General features: G+C 70.2%; 18 protein-coding genes and 1 tRNA gene. 5 read left to right on the top strand and 14 right to left on the bottom strand.

Translation table 11 applies throughout. The features are described 5' to 3' along the window. Nucleotides 1-146 precede the first annotated feature (146 nt). Nucleotides 147-1,454 (bottom strand): S8 family peptidase, encoded by a 1,308-nt coding sequence (locus tag VGB75_18975; protein ID HEY0169136.1) that lies wholly within the window; start codon nucleotides 1,452-1,454, stop codon nucleotides 147-149. A gap of 344 nt (nucleotides 1,455-1,798) precedes the next feature. On the opposite strand from VGB75_18975, the gene VGB75_18970 reads away from it, so the two are divergent. Beyond that, nucleotides 1,799-2,911: a glycosyltransferase family 4 protein gene (locus VGB75_18970; GenBank protein ID HEY0169135.1), complete on the top strand. Its 1,113-nt coding sequence runs from the start codon at nucleotides 1,799-1,801 to the stop codon at nucleotides 2,909-2,911. 14 nt (nucleotides 2,912-2,925) lie between these two features. Here the strand turns inward: VGB75_18970 and VGB75_18965 are convergent, their stop codons facing one another. Both VGB75_18965 and VGB75_18960 read right to left on the bottom strand, forming a co-directional pair. Then, nucleotides 2,926-3,075 (bottom strand): DUF2613 family protein, encoded by a 150-nt coding sequence (locus tag VGB75_18965; GenBank protein HEY0169134.1) that lies wholly within the window; start codon nucleotides 3,073-3,075, stop codon nucleotides 2,926-2,928. Next, the gene (locus VGB75_18960) at nucleotides 3,075-4,871 is read right to left on the bottom strand and encodes a hypothetical protein (protein HEY0169133.1); all 1,797 of its coding nucleotides are present in this window, start codon (nucleotides 4,869-4,871) and stop codon (nucleotides 3,075-3,077) included. The genes VGB75_18965 and VGB75_18960 overlap by 1 nt, the downstream gene beginning before the upstream one ends. A 109-nt stretch (nucleotides 4,872-4,980) precedes the next feature. Between VGB75_18960 and VGB75_18955 the strand changes: the two genes are divergently transcribed. Further along, a complete protein-coding gene (locus VGB75_18955) occupies nucleotides 4,981-6,327 on the top strand; it encodes a hypothetical protein (GenBank protein ID HEY0169132.1) in 1,347 nt (448 codons plus the stop codon). Here VGB75_18955 and VGB75_18950 read toward each other — a convergent pair. Next, nucleotides 6,300-7,754: a hypothetical protein gene (locus tag VGB75_18950; GenBank protein HEY0169131.1), complete on the bottom strand. Its 1,455-nt coding sequence runs from the start codon at nucleotides 7,752-7,754 to the stop codon at nucleotides 6,300-6,302. The two genes, VGB75_18955 and VGB75_18950, sit on opposite strands and share 28 nt — an antisense overlap. A gap of 97 nt (nucleotides 7,755-7,851) precedes the next feature. Here VGB75_18950 and VGB75_18945 point away from each other — a divergent pair, with 97 nt between their 5' ends. Continuing rightward, nucleotides 7,852-8,580: a class I SAM-dependent methyltransferase gene (locus VGB75_18945; protein ID HEY0169130.1), complete on the top strand. Its 729-nt coding sequence runs from the start codon at nucleotides 7,852-7,854 to the stop codon at nucleotides 8,578-8,580. 91 nt (nucleotides 8,581-8,671) lie between these two features. Here the strand turns inward: VGB75_18945 and polA are convergent, their stop codons facing one another. From polA to VGB75_18900, 9 genes are all read right to left on the bottom strand, one after another. Next, a complete protein-coding gene (gene polA, locus VGB75_18940; protein ID HEY0169129.1) occupies nucleotides 8,672-11,380 on the bottom strand; it encodes a DNA polymerase I in 2,709 nt (902 codons plus the stop codon). A gap of 43 nt (nucleotides 11,381-11,423) precedes the next feature. After that, nucleotides 11,424-11,876: a hotdog fold thioesterase gene (locus VGB75_18935; protein ID HEY0169128.1), complete on the bottom strand. Its 453-nt coding sequence runs from the start codon at nucleotides 11,874-11,876 to the stop codon at nucleotides 11,424-11,426. Further along, nucleotides 11,873-12,457: a GNAT family N-acetyltransferase gene (locus tag VGB75_18930; GenBank protein HEY0169127.1), complete on the bottom strand. Its 585-nt coding sequence runs from the start codon at nucleotides 12,455-12,457 to the stop codon at nucleotides 11,873-11,875. The genes VGB75_18935 and VGB75_18930 overlap by 4 nt, the downstream gene beginning before the upstream one ends. A gap of 244 nt (nucleotides 12,458-12,701) precedes the next feature. Beyond that, nucleotides 12,702-13,418 carry an ABC transporter ATP-binding protein gene (locus tag VGB75_18925; protein HEY0169126.1) on the bottom strand — a complete coding sequence of 239 codons (717 nt, stop codon included), beginning with the start codon at nucleotides 13,416-13,418 and terminating at the stop codon, nucleotides 12,702-12,704. A gap of 8 nt (nucleotides 13,419-13,426) precedes the next feature. Continuing rightward, nucleotides 13,427-14,440, bottom strand: a complete 1,014-nt coding sequence (locus VGB75_18920) for an ABC transporter ATP-binding protein (protein HEY0169125.1) — start codon at nucleotides 14,438-14,440, stop codon at nucleotides 13,427-13,429. After that, complete coding sequence (locus VGB75_18915; protein HEY0169124.1) at nucleotides 14,437-16,686, bottom strand: branched-chain amino acid ABC transporter permease; 2,250 nt, start codon at nucleotides 16,684-16,686, stop codon at nucleotides 14,437-14,439. The genes VGB75_18920 and VGB75_18915 overlap by 4 nt, the downstream gene beginning before the upstream one ends. After that, complete coding sequence (locus tag VGB75_18910; GenBank protein ID HEY0169123.1) at nucleotides 16,683-17,612, bottom strand: branched-chain amino acid ABC transporter permease; 930 nt, start codon at nucleotides 17,610-17,612, stop codon at nucleotides 16,683-16,685. Before VGB75_18910 ends, VGB75_18915 begins: the two co-directional genes overlap by 4 nt. A gap of 126 nt (nucleotides 17,613-17,738) precedes the next feature. Beyond that, nucleotides 17,739-18,899: a branched-chain amino acid ABC transporter substrate-binding protein gene (locus VGB75_18905; GenBank protein HEY0169122.1), complete on the bottom strand. Its 1,161-nt coding sequence runs from the start codon at nucleotides 18,897-18,899 to the stop codon at nucleotides 17,739-17,741. Between the two features lie 321 nt (nucleotides 18,900-19,220). Beyond that, complete coding sequence (locus tag VGB75_18900; protein HEY0169121.1) at nucleotides 19,221-19,829, bottom strand: response regulator; 609 nt, start codon at nucleotides 19,827-19,829, stop codon at nucleotides 19,221-19,223. Nucleotides 19,830-19,931: 102 nt separating this feature from the next. On the opposite strand from VGB75_18900, the gene VGB75_18895 reads away from it, so the two are divergent. Further along, nucleotides 19,932-20,015, top strand: a tRNA-Leu gene (locus tag VGB75_18895). Between the two features lie 318 nt (nucleotides 20,016-20,333). Next, nucleotides 20,334-21,005, top strand: a complete 672-nt coding sequence (locus tag VGB75_18890; GenBank protein HEY0169120.1) for a response regulator transcription factor — start codon at nucleotides 20,334-20,336, stop codon at nucleotides 21,003-21,005. On the opposite strand, the gene VGB75_18885 is transcribed toward VGB75_18890, so the two are convergent. After that, the gene (locus tag VGB75_18885; protein HEY0169119.1) at nucleotides 20,958-22,175 is read right to left on the bottom strand and encodes a hypothetical protein; all 1,218 of its coding nucleotides are present in this window, start codon (nucleotides 22,173-22,175) and stop codon (nucleotides 20,958-20,960) included. The genes VGB75_18890 and VGB75_18885 overlap by 48 nt on opposite strands. Between the last annotated feature and the right edge of the window lies 1 nt (nucleotide 22,176).

The following is a 22,176-nucleotide window of genomic DNA, read 5'->3' as shown; positions in this document are numbered from 1 at the left end:
CTGGCGGCGTCAGGGCTCTGCCCGCGCGCCCTCACTGCCGTTCAACCCCGGCTGCCACGGCCGCGGGCAGCGCCGAGCCCGCGCCGGAATGGAGCTTCGGCGCGGGCTCGGGGTGCCCTTGAGGGTGGAGTCGGGATTGGAAGGGACTACCGGGACTGGGCCGCGAAGGCGTCGAGCCGCCCGCCGGTCACGGTCTTGCCGGACATCGAGGCGGTCGGGACGGCGCTGCTGAGCAGGGCGTTCTTGATCGCGGCGGCCGTCGCCCCGGGATGGGTCGAGGCGTAGAGCGCGGCTGCTCCGGTGACGTGCGGGGTGGCCATCGAGGTGCCGTCGTAGGAGGAGTAGCCGTTGTAGGCGGTGGTCGACCAGATCGCCGAGCCCGGCGCGCCGATGTCGACGCTGGTCGGGCCGTAGTTGGAGAAGCCGGAGCGGGCGCCGGTGCTGGTGATGGCGGCGACCGAGATCACGTTGGCGTGCGGGTAGGAGGCCGGGTAGCTGGGAGTGGTGTCGTTGTTGTCCCCCACGCCGTCGGTGCCGCCGTTGCCGGCTGCCGCGACGAACAGGATGTTGGCGCTGTTGGCCCGGCCGATCGCGTCGCCGAGAGCCTGGGAGTACCCGCCGCCGCCCCAGGAGTTGTTGGTCGCGACGATGTTCACGCCGCGGGCCTTCAGGCCGTTGAAGTAGTCGATCGCCTTGATCGCGTTGGCGGTGGTGCCGCCGGCCGCGCCGAGGAACTTGCCGCTGATCAGCCGGACGTTCCAGTTGACCCCGACCACGCCGGCGCCGTTGTTGGCCTTGGCGCCAATGGTGCCGGACACGTGGGTGCCGTGGTCGTCGGAGAAGCCGAGGGTGGTGCCGTCGTAGACGCTGTTGTTGTTGCCGTCGAAGTCCCAGCCGTTGACGTCATCGACGTAGCCGTTGCGGTCGTCATCGACGCCGTTGGCGGTCTCCAGCGGGTTGCCCACCTGACCGGCCAGGTCCGGGTGGTTGAACTGGATGCCCTCGTCGATGATGCCGACGTAGACGCTGGAGGAGCCAGTGGTGCCCGCGGCCCAGGCCGCGGCGGCGTTGCTGCCGTAGGCGTTGGCCGGACTCGTGCCGGGGCCGTACATGCCCCACAGGCTGCCGTTGGTGTAGTAGGGGTCGGTGCTGGTCGCGGCGTGGGTGTAGACCCAGTTCGGCTCGGCGTAGGCGACCGCCGGGTCGGCCTTCAGCGCCTGGATGGCGCGGGCGCGGTCGGCGCCGGCGGGCAACCGCAGCAATTCGACCTCGGCGCGGGAACCAGCGCCTGGCACCACGCGCTCAGCCAGCCGGGCAGCGGCCCGGTCACGAGCCCGGGCCCGGTCGGTGGCGGCCGCGCCGCTGACGTAGCCGACCAGCACCTCATTGGCGACCGAGGACGGTCCCGCCGGGGCGGGAGCCGGAGTGGGCGGCGCAGCCGAGGCCGACGACATGGCCACGGCTGGAACACTCAAAGCGACAGCGCACACTGCCACCGTCGCGACACGAAATATAGACGGGCGCATCAGATCTCCTTTAAATAACAACCAGGAATCGCAATTTTAATGCCGCTCCCAGCAATTCGCATCTCCTGATTGAATTTAGACGATTTCACTTGACCCAGGCCACACTTAAGCAAATTCATCGTTATATAACCTTTATATGCGCTGGACATGCCCCACCCTGAGTCGTTGACCGCTGACCGGCTTACTGGACGGCGCCGAGCTCTGGCGAAGGCGTCGTGAGCGGCAGGGAGTTGGGCTACCCTCCAGTAACTGTTCAAAGCGGTCGGGGAGCAATGGATTCGTCAGCCACGCCACGGCGCATCACCTTTCTGGTGTGGCGCGACACGGCGCATCCCGATGGCGGCGGCTCGGAGGTCTACGTCGAGCACATGGCGCGCTGGCTCGCCGGACGCGGCCACGACGTCACGATCTTCTGCGCCGCGCACGCCAACGCCCCTGGCGACGAGGTCCGCGACGGAGTCCGGTTCCACCGCCGAGGCGGCTGGCTCAGCGTCTACCCCCGCGGCCTGGCCTACCTGCTCAGCCGCGCCGGCCGCCGCGCTGACATCGTCATCGACGTCCACAACGGCATCCCGTTCGCCGCGCCCCTGGTCCGCCGCCGCGGGGTGCACGTGCTGGTCCACCACGTGCACCGCGAGCAGTGGCAGATCATCTATCCCGGCGTCGGAGGCCGGATCGGCTGGTGGGTGGAGTCCTGGCTCGCGCCCCGGCTCTACCGCCGGCGCCCCTACATCACGGTGTCGGAGTCCAGCAGGCACGACCTGACCGGACTGGGCGTCGACCCGGAGCGGATCTCGGTGGTCTGCAACGGGATCGACGTCCCGCACCCCTCCCGGCTGCAACCGCGCTCGAGCACCCCGCGGATCTGCGTCCTGGGACGGCTGGTGCCGCACAAGCAGTTCGAGCACGCGCTGGAGCTGATGGCCCGGCTGCGGGTGAGCATGCCGCAGTTGCGGCTGGACGTGATCGGGTCGGGCTGGTGGTCGGCCGAGCTGGCCGCCGCGGCCGAGGAACTCGGCGTCAGCGAGCTGGTCACCTTTCACGGCCACGTCAGCGACACCGAGCGCGATGCGCTGCTCGACGCCAGCTGGCTCATGCTGGTGCCCTCGATCAAGGAGGGCTGGGGCATCGCGATCATGGAGGCCGCTGCCCGGTCGGTGCCCGCCCTTGCCTACTCCTTCGCCGGCGGGGTGACCGAGTCGATCGTCGACGGCGAGACCGGCGTCCTGGTGGACGACCTGGACGAGCTGGTCAGCCAGTGCCGGGCGCTGCTGGAGGACACCGAGGCCCGGCTGGCGATGGCCAAGAAGGCACGTGAGCGGGCTCAGCGCTTTGACTGGCAGAGCTCAGGCGAGGCCTTCGAGCGGCTGCTGACCCAGCGCTGACTCAGCGCTGAGGATCAGCGGTTGCCGTACGGGATCACCGCGACGGTGTCGACGGGGTTGTCCTTCGGGGCGGCGGTCGTGGACGACACCACACCCCAAACGGCCGTTCCAGCGAGCACCGTTCCGATGACGCCGGCGACGACGGCCGAGATGAGCTTGCCCACTAGGAATCCTCCGAGCTAGATGTTACTGAAGAGTGTAACAACCTCCGCCCGGCAAATCCGGACTTAACGCTGATAGCCACGGCAAGGACCGCGGCGCACACCAGATCCAACCACAGCACCAGCCGGCGCCGCGCGGACTGGTCCGGAGCCGCCCTCACCTGGCCGGGAACCCGGTAGAGCTCGACCGCGTCACCGGTGAGCATCGGCTGCAGCCGGCTCAGGTCCGGAACCGGCGGACCGGGCGTGTCAGCCTCGCGCACCACCCAGCCGATCCCCTGCCCGGCCAGGCCGCTGGCCAGCGCGGCCGCGGTGGGCCCGGACTCCAGCAGCCCGGCCAGCCGGCGGGCGGCAGGGTCCTCACCGCCCAGAACCTCACCCGAGACGACCAGCCGGTCATCGACCACCGTCTCGGCAGGCAGCCAGCGCGGCGCCGGGTCCAGCACGGTCCGCCCCGGCGCCCAGCCGAAGCTGCGGTACGAGCCGAACGGCAGCACCAGCACCGCCGAGGACGACCCGCGCACCTGATCGGCGACCTGCTGCCACCGCTGCGGGTAGCGCACCGGGGTGAGCGGCGCCTTGAGGGTGGCCATGGCGTCGGGCAGCAGCACCAGCGGCAGCGCCAGGGCGGCCAGGACCAGCGGCCAGCCCGGCGCCCGGCCCGCGAGCCGGTCGGTGAGCCGCTGCACCGCGGCGCCGGCGCTGAGCACCGCCAGCAGGACGAAGGGCATCAGCCACTTCTGCCCGTCGCGCAGCAACCCGGCGCCGGGCAGCTCGCGCACCGCCCACCGCAGCGCCGCGGCCAGCCCCGGCAGCGTGCCGGCTACCGCCAGCGCCAGGCCGGCCAGTCCCAGCAGCGCCAGTCGCCGCCACAGCCGCTGACCCACGGCGGCTCGCAGCGCGGGCAGGCCGAACAGCAGCGCGGCCAGCACCGCCACGGTGCTCAGGTGACCGAGCAGGCCTGCCCGGCTGGCAGGGGTGGCCTCAGAGCTCCAGATGCCGCCCAGGCCGAGCAGGCTCGCCCAGGCGCCGCCCGGGCGCTCGGAGCGAGCCGCGAAGGCCGCGACTCCTCTCGGGTCGCTGGTGGCGCCAGCCGCCGAGGTGAGCGCGGGCGCCAACCAGGGCAGCTGCACCAGCACCGCGACGGCCAGCACCGGCGCCAGCCGCTTCACCTGCCGGGAGCCGGCCACCACGACGGCGACCCCGGCCCCGATCAGCGCGCCGGTGGGAGTGATCGCGCAGACCGCCAGCCAGCAGACCAGGGTCGACGTTGGCTGCAGCCAACCGCTTCCCCGCTCGGTTGCAGCCCACCCCTTCCTCGGCGAAGGGGACCCGCCCGGCGCCGACGGCTCGGCGCTGAACCGGCTGGCCGCCAGGACCACCCAGGGCAGCGCCCCGTAGGCCCACAGCAGCGCCCACTGCCCCAGCGCCAGTCGCTCGATGACGAACGGATTCCAGACCGCGAAGCCGGCCACCGTGAGCAGGCCGGGCAGCGAGCTCACCCGCGACAGCCGGGCACAACCCCAACCGGCCATCAGCAACGGCGCCAGCAGCGCGAGCCGGCCGAGCACCGCGCCGTCGACCAACCGGCTGGCCAGAGCCACCACGGCATCCAACGGCACGGCCCGCGGCGCCACCGACCCCAGGCCGAAGGACTGCTCGGTGAGCGGTTGGCGCGGCGTGAACACCATGTCGTGGCCCAGCCCGTAGCCGGGCAGCCGTTGGGGCCACAGCAGCGCGACGCTCAGCCCGAGCACCCAGCAGTCGGCCAGCAGCGCCGATCGGTTTCGGGGGCGCACCTGCGCTCCTCTCGCCGTCCGGGTCGTTAGGCTCAATCCCAAGCTGACGCGCCGCGGTGTGCGGGCCGCGGCCAGACTCTAACCGTTACCTCAGAGAGGTTGGGCGACCTTGGTCAAGGGGGCACTGCCGTTCCGGCCGCGGCCGGGCCTCCCATCGCCCGTCGGCGCCGACCCCGAGTCGCCGCGGACCGCCGTCGCCGAGCCGCGACAGGCAAGTCTCACCCAGGCCGCGCCGGTCGGTCGCGGCCTGCTCTGGGTGACGGCGGCCGGCTGGCTGGGCAACGTGCTCAGCTACCTGCTGCTGCTGGCGGCCGCCCGCCGGCTGGGCGTCGCCGACTACGCCGAGCTGGTCACCTTGCTCAACCTGTTGCTGATCGGCTCGGTGCCCGCGTTCGCCTTGCAGGCGGTCGCCGCCCGGCGGGTGGCCACCGGCTCGGCTGAGGGGCTGCTCGAAGCAGGCGTGGTGATCGGGCTGGCCGCGACGTTGCTCATCGCCGCGCTGTCGCCGGCGCTGGTGGCCTTTCTGCACCTGCCCGGGCTGACCGGTCCCCTGCTGGTGGCGCTGTCGATGCCGGGCACCGCCCTGCAGGGGCTGTGCCAGGGGGTCTGGCAGGGCGAGCAGCGGCTGATGGGGCTGGCGGTGGCGACCTTCGCCGGCACCGCCGGGCGCTCCGGCGCCGGCCTGCTCGGGCTGTTCCTCGGCGGCACCAGCACCACAGCGCTCACCTGCCTGGCGATCGGGCTGAGCGTGCCGGCCGCCGGCTGCGTCCTGGCGCTGCCGGAGCTGCGCCACCGCAGCCGGCGGGCGCTGCTGTCACTGCTGACCGAGGCCGGACATGCCTCGCACGCCTACGGGGTGTTCCTGCTGCTCAGCGTCAGCGACGTGCTGCTGGCCCGGCATGTGCTCAGCACCTCGGCCGCCGCGGTCTACGCGGCCGGCTCGGTGCTGACCAAGGCCAGCCTGTGGTTGCCGCAGTCAGTGGCCAACGTGCTGTTCGCCACGCTCACCGACGCCGAGCGCCACCATCGGGTCTTCGCCCGGGCTGTCGCCGGGATCGCCGGCTTGGGGCTGGCGATCGTGGCCGGCAGCTGGCTGCTCAGCGGCCTGGTCACCAACGTGGTCGGCGGCGGTCGCTACCCCCAGCTACGCGAGGACGCCTGGCTGTTCGCGATGCTCGGCGGCTGCCTGGCCGTCCTGCAGTTCACCCTGGTCGCCGGCCTCGCGGTCCGCAACATGGCGGTCACAGCGCTGATCTGGGCCAGCGTGGCCGGTGAGGCGGCGCTGGTGCTGAGCCTGGGCCCGCAGCCGTCGGTGCGACTGGTGGTCGGGCTGATGGCCGGGCTGAACCTGCTGACCGCGGCTGCTGCGGTGCTGTTGCGCCTGGCGCCCGGCTACCGCGCGCGTGGCGTCGGCAGCCGGGCCGCGGCTCAGCTGGACTCGTCGCCGGGCCACTGACCCGGAGCGAAGGCCGGGTCGATCCCCTCGCCGATCAGACTCGCCACACCGGCCGGGACGGGATAGGCGGAGCGGCGCACCCACCCGTCCAGGACGTTGACCAGGCCCAACCGCTGACCGTCTGAGAACCTGCAGTGGCCCGCCCCGTAGGGCGCCTTGGCGGTCTCGGAGTAGGTCTTCGGCGGCGCGATGTAGAGCTGCACCAGCTTGTCCGAGCGCTTGGCCTCACGGACCCGGGCCTCGAAGACCGTCTCGTTCTGCACCAGCACCAGCGGATCCTGCTCGGTGTGCATGGTGAGCGTGGGGACGGTGAGCTTGCCGGTGGGGTCACCGAGCTTCTCGAAGGCCGACCTGGCGGTGGCGTCCGCGCTCACCCGCGGCGCTGCGGCCAACTGCTGCTGCAACGCCTCGACCTTGCCGCCGACGGTGCCGATCAGGCTGGTCTCGGCCTCGTCGATCCGGCTGGGGTAATCGGCGTCGGAGTTGCCCGAGGGGTTGCCGCCGACCCGCTGCTCCAGCTCGTAGCGGCCGCTGGTGCCGAAGGCCAGCGCGGTCAGCAACGCCTCGACCCGGGCCTTGACCTGGGAGGGCAGGTCGTGACCGTCGTAGGTGGCCGTGGCCGTCGGGGCGTCCACCAGCGAGCCGATGAACATCACCTTGGCGGTGCCGCCGCCGGCCACGTCCGCGGCGGCCTTCTGGACGGCCGCCGAGGCGTGCTCCCAGTTGGCGGTGGCATCCTGCTGGTCGGTGTAGCCGGTCAGCTTCAGCTGCGGGTCGATCAGCGCCTTGACCGCGAAGGCGACGTCCAGCGCGGTGTCGAAGTTGCGGGTCGGCCCGCCCAGCACGCCGCACATCGGCGCGGCCCCGTCCACCCAGTCCGGGTGCGCCTCGGCCAGCAGTTGGCTGACCAGCCCGCCGAGGGAGTCGCCCCACACATAGGTCCGCTTCGGAGTGCCGACCAGCTTCACGAAATGGGCGCGCAGGTCCACGCCTGCCTTGACCCCGTCGGCGGTCGCCCAGCCATTGGACTTGTAGGACGAGCCGGCCAGGGCGTAACCGGCCTCGAGCAGGCTGGCGCTCAACGGGTCGGAGCCGGTGCCGTCGCTGTCGGTCGAGCTCACCTGCGCGTCGGTGTCGACCGGGTCGAAGCTGGGTGGGGCGGGCGCGGCGAACCGGTAGCCGTGGGAGTACAGCAGCAGGGTGCCGTTCCAGCTCGACGGCAGCTTGATGGCGTACTTGGCGCCGTCGAGTTCGCCGGTGCACTCCGAGGCGCAGTCGGTCATCTTGACGTTGGTCTCGGTCGAGCGGACCTCCTGCTGCCGGTCCGACAGCGGGGTCGAGGCCTGGCCGCAGGCGGACAGCAGCAGCGCTAGGGCGGCGCCGGCGGCTGCGACCGGAACGCCTCGGGTGACATGGGGTGCGGGCATGCCGAATATCCAACACCACCTCCCGCGCCGGCGACCCGCGCGCCGCCGACACGTGGCTACATCGTGATCTGGTCTGGTCTGGGCGTACTGTCCAGCGGTGCCCGCAGAACAGCAGTCCCCCACTCCAGCACACCCTGACTTCGAGACGGTGTACGGCCAGGCCCGCGATATCGGCGGCTGGCTTACCCAGGCCCAGGCCCGCGCGTTGTGGGACGAGGCGCGCGCAGTGCCCGACGGCGGGCTGATCGTCGAGATCGGCAGCCACCAGGGCCGCTCCACGGTGGTGCTGGCCGCCGCCGCGCCGCGGGCCCGGGTGGTCGCGATCGACCCGTTCGTCGACGGCGCGATGTTCGGCGGCCTGGCGACCCGGGACCGGTTCCACGCGAACCTGGCACGAGCCGGCGTGGTCGGCCAGGTCGAGTTGCGCCAGGCCAAGAGCACTCAGCTGCGGCCGTCCTGGACCGAGCCGATCGACTTTCTCTACATCGACGGCAAGCACGACTACTGGACGCTGTCGGATGACCTGCTGTGGACCAGGTTCCTGCCCGACGGCGCCCGGGTCTGCATTCACGACGCCTACTCCTCGATCGGCGTCACGCTCGGGCTGTTGCGACACGTGCTGCCCAGCCGGCGACTGCGCTACCTGGACCGGACCGGCTCGCTCGCGCGCTTCGAGGTCGCGCCGGTCTCACGCGCCGATCGGCTCCGGATCCTGGCGGAGCTGCCGTGGTGGCTGCGCAACGTCGGCGTCAAGGTGCTGCTGCGACTGCGGCTGTACCCGCTGGCCCGGCTGGTCGGGCACCACGACCGGGCCGACCCGTACTAGCCGGCGCCTGGTGCGCCTCAGCGCGCCGGTGCGTCCCGGTGCGCCTCGGCGTCCCGATGCGTCCCGGTGCGCCTCAGTGCGCCGGTGCGCCTCAGTGCGCCGCGGCGTCCCAGTTCGGGCCGACGCCGACGCTGACGTCGAGCTCCACCGTGAGCTCGACCGCGGCGGCCATCTCGCGCCGCACCAGCTCCTCGACCCGCTCACGCTCGCCGGTCGCGATCTCGAGGACCAACTCGTCGTGCACCTGCAGCAGCAGCCGCGAGGTGAGCCCGGCCGAGCGCAGCGAGCGCTGCACCCCCAGCATCGCCACCTTGATGATGTCGGCGGCGCTGCCCTGGATCGGGGCGTTGAGCGCCATCCGCTCGGCCATCTCACGGCGTTGCCGGTTGTCGGAGTTCAGATCGGGCAGGTACCGCCGGCGACCCATGATGGTCTCGGTGTAACCGGTCCGGCGGGCCTCGTCGACCACCGAGTACAGGTAGTCCCGGACGCCGCCGAACCGCGCGAAGTAGGCCTCCATCTGGCCCTTGGCCTCGTCCGGGGTGATCTTGAGCTGTTGGGCCAGGCCGTAGGCCGACAGCCCGTAGGCCAGGCCGTAGCTCATCGCCTTCACCCGGCGGCGCAGGTCGGCGTCGACCGCCTCCGGTGGCACGTCGAAGGCGCGGGCGGCCACGAAGGTGTGCAGGTCCTCACCGGAGGTGAAGGCCTCGATCAGTCCCGCGTCCTCGGACAGGTGCGCCATGATCCGCATCTCGATCTGGCTGTAGTCAGCCGTCATCAGCGACTCGAACGCCCCGGGCGGTCGGCTGGCCACGATGAACGCCTGCCGGATCCGGCGCCCCTCGGCGGTGCGCACCGGGATGTTCTGCAGGTTCGGGTCGACGCTGGAGAGCCGGCCCGTCGCGGCGATGGTCTGGTTGAAAGTGGTGTGCACCCGGCCCAGCTCGTCCACCATCGGCAGCAGCGAGTCGATGACCGACTTCAATCGGGTGACCTCGCGGTGGCGCAGCAACAACGGCAGCAGCGGGTGGTCACTGGCCTCGGCCAGCCAGGCCAGGGCGTCGGCGTCGGTGGTGTAGCCGGTCTTGGTGCGCTTGGTCTTGGGCAGGCTCAACTCGTCGAACAGGATCTGCTGCAACTGCTTGGGCGAGCCGAGGTTGAACCGGCGGCCGACGATCGAATGCGCCTCGGTCTCGACGTCGAGCACCGCCGCGCCCAATTCAGACTGCAGGTCGGTCAGGTGGTCGGTGTCCACCGCGATCCCGGTGGCCTCGATGTCAGCCAGCACGAAGGTCAGCGGCAACTCCAGGTCGGTGAGCAGGGCGGTGCCGCCACGGCCGGCGAGCTCGGCGTCGAGGGCGTCGGCCAGGTCGCGGATCGCCGAGGCGCGGACCGCTTCGGCCTGGGCCCGGGCGTTGTCGGACTCCTCCAGGCCGCCGTCGAGGGTGAGCTGGCCGGTGGCCGGGCCGGCCTCGTCGCGCAACTCGCGCTTGAGGTAGCGCAAGGCCAGGTCGGCCAGGTCGAACGCGCGTTGGCCGGGCTGAACCAGGTAAGCGGCCAACTGGGTGTCGGAGGTGACTCCGGCCAGCTTCCAGCCCTGCGCGGCCAGCGCCAGCACCGGGCCCTTGATGTCATGACAGGCCTTGGCGATGTCCGGATCGCCCAGCCAGCCGGCCAGCGCCTTGTCATCGGCCGCCGTGAGCTCAGCGACCTCGATCCAGCCGGCGGCGCCGTCGGCGCCGGCCAGCGTCACCGAGTTCAGGACGCCGGAGCCGCGGCCCCAGGTCCCGCCGAAGGACACCCCCACCCGGCGACCGTCGACGGCGTGCTCGGCCAGGAACGTGGCCACCTCGTCGGGACCCAGCCGCAGCACGTCGACGTCGAAGCCCTCGGAGGCTTCGGGCTCAGGAGCTGCCAGGGTGGCGAACAGCCGCTCACGCAGCACCCGGAACTCCAGGTTGTCGAACAGCTGGTGCACCTCGTCGCGGTCCCACTGCTGGCGGCTGAGCTCGCTGACCCCGAGGTCGAGGTCGAGGTCGCGCACCAGCTTGGTCAGCTGGGCGTTGCGCAGCACCGAGCCGAGGTTCTCGCGCAGCGCGTCGCCCACCTTGCCCTTGACCTCGTCGACCCGTTGGACCAACTGCTCCAGCGAGCCGTACTCCCGGATCCACTTGGCGGCGGTCTTCTCACCCACTCCGGCGATGCCGGGCAGGTTGTCGCTGGGGTCACCACGCAGGGCGGCGAAGTCGGGGTACTGCTCCGGGCTCAGGTCGTACTTGGCCTGCACCTCCCCCGGCGTGAACCGGGTGAGCTCGGAGACGCCCTTCTTCGGGTACAGCACCGTGACCTGGGAGTTGACCAGCTGCAGCGCGTCGCGGTCGCCGGTGCAGATCAGCACCTGCATGCCGTGCTCGGCCGCCTCGCGGGTGAGGGTGGCGATCACGTCGTCGGCCTCGTAGCCGGGCAGCGACAGCATCGGGATGCGCAGCGCCGCCAGCACCTCCTGGATCAGCGAGACCTGCCCCTGGAAGGGCTGGGGGGTGCTGGAGCGGTTGGCCTTGTACTCGGGGTAGGAGTCGCTGCGAAAGGTCTGCCGGCTGACGTCGAAGGCGACCGCGAGATGGCTCGGCTGCTCGTCACGCAGCAGGTTGATCAGCATCGAGGTGAAGCCGAACACCGCGTTGGTGGGCTGGCCCGCCTTGGTGGAGAAGTTCTCGACCGGCAGCGCGTAGAAGGCTCGGTAGGCGATCGAGTGGCCGTCGATGAGGAGCAGTCTGGGCGCGGAGTCTTCGGCTGTCACGCTCGCTGAGTCTAGGCCCACCGTCGCCACAGTCCTGTCCGGCTCAGGTCGAGCTTGCCAGCCCCTCCTGATGGGCCGGGCGGATGGCGCAGGTCAGCCGGGCGGTGCAGGTCCGGCGGCCCGACTCATCCGAGATCACGATCTCGAACGACGACAGCGTGCGCCCGACGTGGATCGGGGTGCAGACGGCGGTGACGACGCCCTGGGTGGCCGAGCGGTTGTGGCTGCAGCTGAGCTCGATGCCGACGGCGATGTGGTCCGGTCCGGCCAGCAGGGCCGCCGAGTACGAGCCGACGGTCTCGGCCAGCACCGCCGAGGCGCCCCCGTGCAACAGCCCGTACGGCTGCCGGTTGCCGGCCACCGGCATGGTCGCCACCAGGTGGTGGGGGTTGGTGTCCACGATCTCGATGCCCAGCCGCTCGGCCAGCTGTTCGCCGGTCCCTTCCCAGCGCTTGTGAATGTTCTCCAGAATCGCCTGCTGCGCGGGTGTGATCATGCCCCTCTGCCTACCACACGACCGGGCATGACCCCGCGCACGGTGCGCCGGCGGCGCAACGCCACCCGGTCCATGGTGTCGGCGATGCCCAGGCTGCGGCGCAGCGCGGCCACCGAGGCGATCCGGCGGACCACCAGCGGAGCGAAGCCCAGCCGGGCCAGGTAGCGGTTGGCGTCGCGGGAGCCGGCCTGCACCCCGACGACCACATGGGTGATCTCACGGTCTTCGGCATGCCTGACCGCCCCGGTCAGCAGCGCCCGCCCGGCGCCGCGCCTGCGAAACGGCGGAGCGACCAGCAGGTGAGAGATGTAGAGCGTGGTGGTGGGGACCAGCACGCCGATGTGCTCCTCGAGCAGCACCGCGAACCCGACGAGCTGCTCGCTGGCCTCGTCCACCGCCACCAGCACCAGCCGGTCCAGGTCCGACAGCAACGAGCGAAACCGGTCGGCCACGGAGCTCGGGTCACCCTTGCGGCCCCGCCGCCCGACGTGCTCGGTGACGCCGTTCTCGACGGTGAGGGAGATGAGATCGTTGACGTCGGAGAGCACGGCTGGCCTGACCCGCAGGTTGCCTCTCGACACATCCGCTCCCGATTTCGAGTTGATCCCGACGCTGGGCAGGTGAGGCCGACATACGGCCAACCCGAACGCACCCTAGCGCGCGGGCGACCGGTCCGACAGGGCATTGAGAGGTATTGCGCTGCTAGGAGACTGCCCGTCACCACCTGCGTCACCGAGGGTGACCAGCACCCGATTCGGCAGCGCAGGCGGCGACTCTAGAAGGCGGTGACTCTAGAAGGCGGCACCTCTCTAGAAGGCGGTGACGCTAGGAGGCGGTGACGATCTCCTCACCCAGGTAGGCGGCCCGCACCCGGTCATCAGCCAGCAGTTCGCGGCCGGTGCCGCTGAGCACCAACTCGCCGGTCTCCAGGACGTAGCCCCGGTTGGCCAGCCCCAACGCCTGGGCGGCGTTCTGCTCGACGATGAGGACGGTCACCCCGCTGGTGTTGATCTCACGGACGATGTCGAAGATCTGCTTGACGATCAACGGGGCCAGGCCCATCGACGGCTCGTCCAGCAACAGCAGCCGGGGCTTGCCCATCAGCGCGCGCCCGATCGCCAGCATCTGCTGCTCGCCGCCGGACAACGTGCCGGCGGGCTGCTTGATGCGCTCGCGCAGCCGCGGAAAGAGCTCCAGGACATGCTCGAACACCTGCGTGTCCGGCCGCTTGAACCGGAAGGCGCCCATCTCCAGGTTCTCGTGCACCGTCATGCGCGGAAACACCCGACGGCCTTCGGGAACGTGGCAGATGCCCATGCTGATCAGCTTGTGGGCCGGAATGCCGTCGATCCGCTCACCGTCGAACCTGATCTGCCCGAGGGAGGGGCTGAGCATGCCGGACACCGTCTTCTGAGTGGTGGTCTTGCCCGCGCCGTTGGCGCCGAGCAGGGCCACCACCTCACCCTCGTTGACCTCGAAGCTGATCCCTTTCAGAGCCCTGATCGCGCCGTAGCGGACCTCGATGTCATCGACCTGCAGCAGCGCCTCGCTCACGTCGGCAGTCCCCCTCTGTGGTGTTCGTGCTCGTGCTCGTGGTCGTGCTGGTGCTCGTGGTCGTGCTCGTCTGAGGCTTCCTGCGGCGCCTGGCCGACCAGTTCGTCCAGCGAGGTCGCGGTGTCGATCCGGTGCAGTTCGGGCTGGGTCAGGTCCATCTCGGAGACCTCGTCGGCCGGGGTGCCGAGATAGGCAGCGACCACCTCCGGGTCGCGCTGGATCTGCTCCGGAGTCCCCTCGGCGATCTTCTGGCCGAAGTTGAGCACGATGATCCGGTGCGCGATCGACATCACCAGCTTCATGTCGTGCTCGATCAGCAGCACGCTGACGCCGTCCTCGACGTTGATGCTCTGGATCAGGGTCGCCAGCTCGCGCTTCTCGGCCGGGTTGGTGCCGGCGGCCGGCTCGTCCAGCAGGATCACCCCGGGCTGGGTTCCCAGCGCCCGGGCGATCTCGAGCCGGCGCTGCTCGCCGTAGGCCAGCGAGCCGGCGATGTCGTTGGCCCGCCGTTCCAGGCCGACCCGGCGCAGCAGGATGTAGGCGGCCTCGGTGCTCTCCCGCTCCTCCCGGCGCTGGCGCGGTAGCCCCAGCATCGCCGAGATCGGCCCGGACTTCTGGCGCGTCTCGATGCCGACCTTGACGTTCTCCAGTGCCGTCAGCGCCGGGAACAGCCGGATGTTCTGAAACGTCCGGGCCACCCCCAGCCGGTTCACCAGATGGGTCTTGAGGCCGATCACGCTGGTCGCGGAGTCCCCGGCCCGGGCCCGCACCTCGATGCTGCCCTCCTGCGGTGTGTAGACACCGGTCAGGGAGTTGAACAGCGAGGTCTTGCCCGCGCCGTTCGGCCCGATCACCGCCAGGATCTCACCGCGGTGCATCTGCAGCGAGATGTCGTTGAGGCTGGTCACCCCGCCGAAGCGCAAGGTGACGTTGCGGACGTCGAAGATCACGTCCGAACCGGCGGTGGGCAGCTCGGAGGAGGTGGCCGAGTCGTTCATCGTCGTGGTCATCTGGCTGCCCCCTCGCGGACCGGAACGTCCTTGGCTTCTCGCTCGCTCGATCTCTCATGCAGCCCGGACAGCTCGACCGCTCGACGGCGGGCCGGCAGCACGCCGCCGGGACGGAAGATCATCATCAGCAGCACCACGGCGCCGATCCACATCTGCCGGTCTGCCGCGGGCACCTGGTCCTTGAGGAACTCCGGCAGCCAGGTCAGCAACGCCGCGCCGGCGATCGCGCCGGGCAGCGAGCCCATGCCGCCGAACACCACGTAGGCGACCACCAGGATCGAGTTGTTCAGCAGGAAGTTGTCCGGGGTGAAGAACCCGACCTGGCTGGCGAAGAACACCCCGGCGATTCCCGAGGTCGACGCGCCGATGGCGAAGGCCAGCAGCTTGACCCGGAAGGTGTTGATGCCGGTCGCCTGGGCGGCCACCTCGTCCTCGCGGATCGCGGCCCAGGAGCGCCCGATCCGGGAGTGCTCCAGCCGGCGGAAGGCCAGCAGCAGCACCACCACGAACACCAGCAGCAGGTACCAGTACTGCAGCTGGTTCAGGCCCCAGGTGATCGACACCGGGCCGAAGTCGATGACCGGGTGCGGCACCTGGGTGGTCGGACCCTGGCTGCCGTTGGTGACCCGGTCGCCGTTGACCGCCACGATCCGGATGATCTCACCGAAGCCGAGGGTCACGATCGCCAGGTAGTCACCGCGCAGCCGCAGGGTCGGAGCCCCCAGGGCAAGACCGGCCAGCAGGCAGATCACCACCGCGAACGGGATGGCCAGCAGCGGGCTCATGTTGAGCCAGGACGGCGGCTTGACCGGCAGCGACCCCACCAGGTAGGCGGTGGTGTAGGAGCCGATGGCGTAGAAGGCGATGAATCCCAGGTCGAGCAGGCCGGCCCAGCCGACCACCACATTCAGGCCGATCGCCAGCAGCACGTAGATGCCGATCTGGGAGACCAGCACCGACTGCCAGAAGCCGTTGGCAGTCGGCGGGTAGAACAGCGCGAGCGCGACCGCGATCATGACGCCGCTGCGCACCGCGCCGGGCGCGGTCAGCAACGCTGAGCTCGCCGAACGCCCGGAGCTGACGGCGTCCGGGTCGACCTCGGCCGTCCGCTCGGCGTGCCGAGGGGCGGTCGCGGCGATGTAACCGCCGGCGCCGATCAGGAACAGCGCCGCGCAGGTGCCCCAGCCGCCCGCGCCGAGGTTCTGCCAGGGGCCGGTCGCCCCGTCCACCTCGTCCTTGGCTGCCAGGGAGCTGATGCGGTACAGGGTCAGGACGGTGAGCGCCACGCCTGCCCAGCCCACCGCGAGGCCGGCCCAGCCCAGTGGCCGGATCCGCAGGTAGGAGGCCGCGCCGCTGAGCGCCAGGCTGGTCGCGAACAGCGCCCAGCCGAGCCAGAGCAGGTACTGCGAGGCGATCGGGGCCAGGCCCGAGTTGCGGAACAGGCTGCTGGTGTCGATGAGGGTGGCGTTGTAGTTCTCCGGTGAGAACCAGGCCGAGGTGCTCATCGAGATGAGTCCGAGCACGGCGCCGATGAGCACCAGCGGCAGTCCGGGGCGCCAGCCGAGCACGCGGTTCAGCGCACCCCGGGTGTTGGCGACCTGGGCACGCGACATGGCCGTCACCAGGCCCGCCGTCATGAGCACCAGGTAGCCGACGATGCAGACGTAGACGCCCAGCGAGTGGTCAGCGCCACCGGCCCGTTCGATCACCGCGCTGTGAGAGAGGTAGGCGATTGCGGCGGCGATGACGCTGAGCGCCGCCGCGGCCCAGCCGAAGTTGCGCAGGCCGGTCACGATCGCGGCGCCGATCAGCAGCGCGATCACCACCAGTTGCGCCCAGGCCAACCCGCCGAAGAACGCCGAGGCCAGCGGTGCGAGGCCGTTGGTGTTCGCGACCACTTCGGCCACCGTGGCGAACTTGGCGTCGTCGATCTGGTCGGCCCAGTGCATCAGCGTCTGGGACGCGATCACCGTCAGCAGGCCCGCGGTCAGCGGCCAGACGCCGGGCCGGGTGAGGAACGGGACCACCTTCGGCCAGAAGCTGATCGCCAGGAACAGCAGCACCCCGAGCGCCAGGAACACCAACACCCGAGGCGTGAAGAGGCCCTTCTTGATGGCGAACCAGAAGTTGCCGAAGCTGCCTTCCTGCGGGCCCCACATCAGTGACAGCACCAGCGCGCCGGCCAGGCAGGCGCCCAGCCTGCCGAGCATGTCCATGGGCCGGGTCACGCCGGCGGGGCGGGTCATGCCGCACGCCCCAGACGTTCGCCGAGAATGCCGGTCGGACGGAACATGAGCACCAGTACGAGCACCACGAATGCCACGACGTCAGTCCATTTCGTATCGATGTTGACCACGGGGACCAGGTTCTCGACGATACCCAGCAACAGGCCGCCGATCATCGCGCCGCGGATGTTGCCGATTCCGCCCAGCACCGCCGCCGCGAAGGCCTTGACGCCGGGAATGAAGCCCATCGTGTTGCCGAAGCTGAAGTTGAGCCCGAACAGGAAGCCGGCGGCGCCGCCGAGCAGGCCGCCGATGACGAAGGTCCGCGAGATGGTCTTGTCGATGTCGATGCCCATCAGCGCAGCGGTCGGGGCGTCCTCGGAGATCGCCCGGATGCTGCGACCGAGCTTGGTCAGCGTGACCAGCCGGTCGAGGAAGATCATCATGGCCACCGCCGAGGCGACGATGACGATCTGCAGGACCCGGACCTCGGCGCCGAACGGCTTGAAGATCACCGCGTTCTGGTCGAAGAACTCCGGGAAGCTGTTGGAGGTCAGCCGGCCGAACAGCTTGCCGAAAAGCTGGGAGAGGAAGAACGAGGCGCCGATCGCGCTGATCAGGAACGCCAGCTTGGGCGCCCCTCGCTTTCTCAACGGCCGGTAGGCCACCCGCTCCAGAGCCCAAGCGATGACGGCGGCCAGCAGGGCGCCCGAGACCATCCCCGCGAGCAGCACCAGGGGCACCGCCCAGGACGGAGTCGCCTTGCCGTCGCCCACGAGCAGATGCACGATCGCATAACTGCCGAAGGCGCCTGACATGAACACCTCGCTGTGCGCGAAGTTGATCAGTTGCAGCACTCCGTACACGAGGGTGTAGCCCAGCGCGATCAAGGCGTACATCGATCCCCGGGTCAGCCCGAGGATCAGGTAGTTCATGAAGTCGGTCACGCTTCATACCTTCCGGCAGGACGACTGATGGTTATGCGGACTCACAGATGAGGGGCGCGCCATCCGGCTAAGCCGAGATTCCCGCGCCCCTCATCCGGGGTCACTGCTTTACAGAGCTAGCCCGGGTTAGGCCTGGTCCTGCATCTTGCCCAGCATCACGATCTTGCCGTCCTTCTGGGTGTAGAGGTTCACCGTCGCGTTGGCGACCTCTCCGTTGTCCGCGAACTTGAGCTGGGTGGTGATGCCGGGGATGTCGAGCTTGTCGATCTCCTCGACAACGGACTTACGGGTCGGGTTGCCGTTGGTGGTCTTCACGGCCGCCTTGAGCGCCGCGATCAGCGCGTTGGTGGCGTCGTAGGACTCCGGCGAGTAGGTCGAGGGCGGGGTGTTGAACATCTTCTCGTACGCCTCGGCGAACGCCTTGGACTCAGGTGCGGTGGTGGCGTCCTGGCAGCCGCAGGCGAAGTACCAGCCGTTGCCGGCAGCGCCGGCGCCGCTGGTGAACACCGAGGACTTGCCACCGTTGCCGGTCATCTTCAGGCCCTTGTAGCCGGAGGCGGCCAGCGCCTTGGCGAACAGCGCCGACTGCGCGTCGTAGCCGCCGTAGAAGAGCGCCTCAGCCTTGGACTGGGTCACCCGCTGGGCGATGGCGCCGTAGTCCTGGGTGTTGGCAGCCACACCCTGGTTCGTGATCTTCACGCCCTTTTCGGTCAGGGTCTTGCGCACGACGTCGGCCACACCCTTGCCGTAGGTGCTGGTGTCATCGACGACGAAGACGGTCTTGAACTTCTTGGCCAGCCACTCGGCGAGCTGAGTGCCCTCGACGCCATCGGTCGGGACGACCCGGTGGAAGGTGGTGAAGCCGGAGGAGGTCAGGGTGGCGTTGGTGGCCGAACCGCTGATCAGGCCCATGTTGGCCGCGGCGTAGGTCTTGCCGGTGGCCGAGGTCGGTCCGGAGAACGCCGGGCCGACGACACCGAGGATGTCGGCGTCCTGCAGCAACTTCGCGGCGGCGGCCGGCGCCTTGTCGGCGGTGCCGACGTCATCGGACTCGACCATCACGAGCTTGAAGCCGAGGTCGCCCTTGTCGTTGGCCTCCTTGACGGCCAGCCGGGAGCCGTTGGCCTCGTTGATGCCGAGCTGCTGGTTGTCACCGGACAGCGGGCCCTGCCAGCCGATCTTGTAGGTCTTAGAGGCGTTGCCCCCGGGGTTGTTGCCCGTGCTACCGCCAGGGAGGCCGGGGCCCTCGTTGTCGTCACTGCTGTTGGAGCAGGCACTGAGTGCCATGACTCCCGCTACGCCGATGGCAGCGATTTTCGCCAGGGAACTAGTCCGCACTGACGTCTCCTCCTCATGCTCGTGCCTCGAATAGGCCGTGATGGTGCTTCGCGTGGACGTTACGAACCCGGTGCTGGAAATATTTACCGTGTCAGGTTCGTTGTCGGTGCACGCTAGCCTGAGTTCCGCCGCAGATGGATGGCATCTGTATTAACTGTTGTAGGTCGTAACCAAATCGCGTCCCGCGGGTTTCTACATTTAACAGAACTCCGGACATACTCCACGGGCCCGGTGACTGACCGACTACTCTGTGATTTCGCCAGAGCATTCTCAGCCGTGCCCCGTCTCTGCCAACACCACCTCGGCGACGGTTCGCATAGAGGTGCGCTTGTCCATCGCGGCCCGCTGGATCCAGCGAAAGGCCTCCGGCTCGGACAGCCGGTGCTCGGCCATCAGGACGCCCTTGGCGCGCTCGATCAGCTTGCGGGCCTCCAGCCGGTCCTGCAGCCCCGAGACCTCAGCCTCCAAGGCCTTGATCTCGGCGAACCGGCTGGCAGCCATCTCGATCGCCGGCAGCAGGTCGCGCTTGTGGAACGGCTTGACCAGGTAGGCCATCGCGCCGGCGTCGCGGGCCCGCTCGATCAGGTCACGCTGGCTGAAGGCGGTCAGGATGACCACGGGCGCGATCCGGGCGGCCGCGATCTGACCGGCCGCGGTGATCCCGTCCATCTTCGGCATCTTGACGTCGCAGATCACCACGTCCGGGCGCAGCTCGGTGGCCAGCTGCACCGCTTTCTCACCGTCGGCCGCCTCGCCGACGACCTCGAAGCCCTCTTCCTGCAGCATCTCGCGCAGGTCGAGCCGGATCAACGCCTCGTCCTCGGCGATCAGCACGCGCCGGGCGCCGGGCTGTTCGCGGGGTGCTGCCTGCTCGCTCACGCCAGAGACTTCCAACCTTGAGTCGGTTCGGTGCCGCTCAGCCGAGAACCGCCGCGGCTGCGCGGTGCTGAGCCTATCGGGCTAGACTTCCGTCCGGCTCAAGCCCCTGTGATGGAATGGCAGACATGGTGGACTCAAAATCCATTGCCGCAAGGCGTGTGGGTTCAAATCCCACCGGGGGCACCACGACGGCCGGCCGGTCCTAGGCCGGCGCGGTCGGTTCAACGCCGCAGCCCTGGCGGCTGGCGCCGCCAGGGCTGACAGCCAGGCGGCTGAGGCCACTAGCTCTGACAGCCAGGCGGCTGACGCCGCGGGTTACGGGCTCACGTGCCCAGTCGACTGAGCACGCCCGGAGTCTCCGCCGTGCGGCCCGCCTCGCTTACGATGGACACGCACCATTTAGTCCGATTAGGCCGCATATGCTGGTTGGAATCGCGCAGCTCATTCGGATTCAGATCGCTGTCAGCGCTGCCCGCCGCCGCCGGTCCAGAAGGGGATGACCGGATGACGGTTCGTGTCGTGGTCTGCGCCAAGCAGGCGATCACCCGCGAGGGCCTGCGCACCATGCTCGGCGAGGCGCCGGACGTCTCGGTCGTGAGCCTGGCAAGCGACGGCCGCGGCAGCCTCGCCGCCTGGCGTGCCACTCGGTCAGACCTGGTGGTCCTGGACCTTCCCGAGGCCAGGGACGAGCTCAGCGACGCGATCCGGTTGTTCCGCGCCGACGGGGCGGCCCGGTCGCCGGTCATCGCCGTCTGCCATGACCGGCGCCCAGCCACGACCAGCGCCCTGCTGGACTCCGGCGCCTGCGGGGTGCTCGCCGATGACGTCGAGGCCACGGAGATGGCGCTGGCCGTGCGGACCGCCGCCCAGGGCGAGCTCTACCTGACCCCGCGCCTGGTGAGCGGCCTGATCGACTGGCTGCGGGCCGGCGCCGCCAGCGTGGAGCACGACCTCAAGCCGCGGACGGCGAGCCTGACCCCGCGAGAGCGTGAGGTGCTGGTGACCCTGGCCGGCGGCAAGTCGCTGGAGGACACCGCCAAGGCGCTGTTCATCAGCAACGCCACCGTGCGCACCCACGTCTACCGGATCCGGCACAAGCTGCGCGCGCGCGATCGCGCCGAACTGGTCTCACTGGCCTTCCGGGCCGGCATGGTGCGCTCGGCTGAGCTCGTCTGAACCGGCCCGCAGGCCGAGCAGCGCGGCCAGCAGGGCGCCCAGCCCCCCGGCCAGCGTGACGGTGTAGCCGGCGTTGCCGCCCAGCCAGTCCACCACGTGGCCGGTCAGCAGCTGCCCGGCCGCGGTTCCGGTCACCAGCGCCGAGCCGGTCCAGGCCAGCGCCTCGGTCAACCGCTGCGGCTCCGCCCGCGCCTCGGCCAGGCTGATGGCCAGGATGATCGTCGGCGCCACGCCGAGGCCGGCGGTGAAGCCGAGCGCCAGCAACGGCGCCGGGCTGTGCGCGAACAGCATCGGCCACACGGCCGCCGACAACAGCCCGAGCACCAGGTAGAGCTGGCGGAGCATGGACCCCGAGGTGGCCCGGCCGATCAGCGCGCCGCCGATGGTCGAGCCCAAGGCGTAAGCCGCCAGCACCCACCCGCCGAGCTGGGTGCGGCCGGACTCCAGCGCGACCGCGATGGTGGCCACGTCGAAGGCGCCCAGGTAGACCCCGACGAAGACCAGCACGGCCAGGACCGCCGGCACTCCCGGCGGAACCAGGCTGACGCCGGGCGCCCGGCCGCCCGTCCGCGGCGCCACCGGCGGCTCGGTCCGGCGCTGCAGGGCAAGCACCACCGCGGCCACCGCGCCGGCCGCCGAGGCGACCAGCAGCGGCGCGGCGGGAACCAGCCACACCGCCAGGAAGGTGGCCAGTGGCGCGCCCACGGCGATGACGGCGGCGTCGATCATGGACTCCATCGCGAACGCGGTGCGCAGGGTCGGGCTGCCGCGATAGATCGCCGACCACCGCGCCCGGACCATCGAGGACACCAGCGGATTCGACGCTCCGGCCAGCACGGCGAGGCTGACCTGCAGCTCGACCGGGGCCTCGGCCAGCACCGACGCGACCAGGCCGAGCACGGCGGGCAGGTAGACCAGGGCCTGGGCGAGCAGCATCAGATGCTGGCCCCGCCGGTCGGTCTGCCTGGACAGCAGCGGCGCGAAGACCGCGGTGGCAAGGGCGTTGGCGCCGGTCAGCACGGTGGCCAAGGTGTAAGAGCCGCCCTGCCCCACGACCAGCAAGATCACGCCGAGTGAGCTCATCGCCAGGTCGAAGCGGGCGAGCACTCCGGTCGCGGCGAACCTCGCCGCACCCGGATGACGCAGGATGGTGGAGTAGGGGCCTAGCAAG

Origin of the sequence: Jatrophihabitans sp. (genome assembly GCA_036399055.1) — a bacterium.
Classification (GTDB): Bacteria; Actinomycetota; Actinomycetes; order Mycobacteriales; family Jatrophihabitantaceae; genus Jatrophihabitans_A.
Note: the sequence above shows the minus strand (reverse complement) of the source record. Positions and strands in the feature narration are given on the sequence as shown.

What these genes read in the sequence shown, in the direction of transcription:
- VGB75_18975 (HEY0169136.1), bottom strand. Translation starts at nt 1,454, where the DNA reads ATGTCGTCGGCCTCGGCTGCGCCGCCCACTCCGGCTCCCGCCCCGGCG.
- VGB75_18970 (HEY0169135.1), top strand. Translation starts at nt 1,799, where the DNA reads ATGGATTCGTCAGCCACGCCACGGCGCATCACCTTTCTGGTGTGGCGC.
- VGB75_18950 (HEY0169131.1), bottom strand. Translation starts at nt 7,754, where the DNA reads ATGCCCGCACCCCATGTCACCCGAGGCGTTCCGGTCGCAGCCGCCGGC.
- VGB75_18935 (HEY0169128.1), bottom strand. Translation starts at nt 11,876, where the DNA reads ATGATCACACCCGCGCAGCAGGCGATTCTGGAGAACATTCACAAGCGC.
- VGB75_18920 (HEY0169125.1), bottom strand. Translation starts at nt 14,440, where the DNA reads ATGACCACGACGATGAACGACTCGGCCACCTCCTCCGAGCTGCCCACC.
- VGB75_18915 (HEY0169124.1), bottom strand. Translation starts at nt 16,686, where the DNA reads ATGACCCGCCCCGCCGGCGTGACCCGGCCCATGGACATGCTCGGCAGG.
- VGB75_18905 (HEY0169122.1), bottom strand. Translation starts at nt 18,899, where the DNA reads ATGGCACTCAGTGCCTGCTCCAACAGCAGTGACGACAACGAGGGCCCC.
- VGB75_18890 (HEY0169120.1), top strand. Translation starts at nt 20,334, where the DNA reads ATGACGGTTCGTGTCGTGGTCTGCGCCAAGCAGGCGATCACCCGCGAG.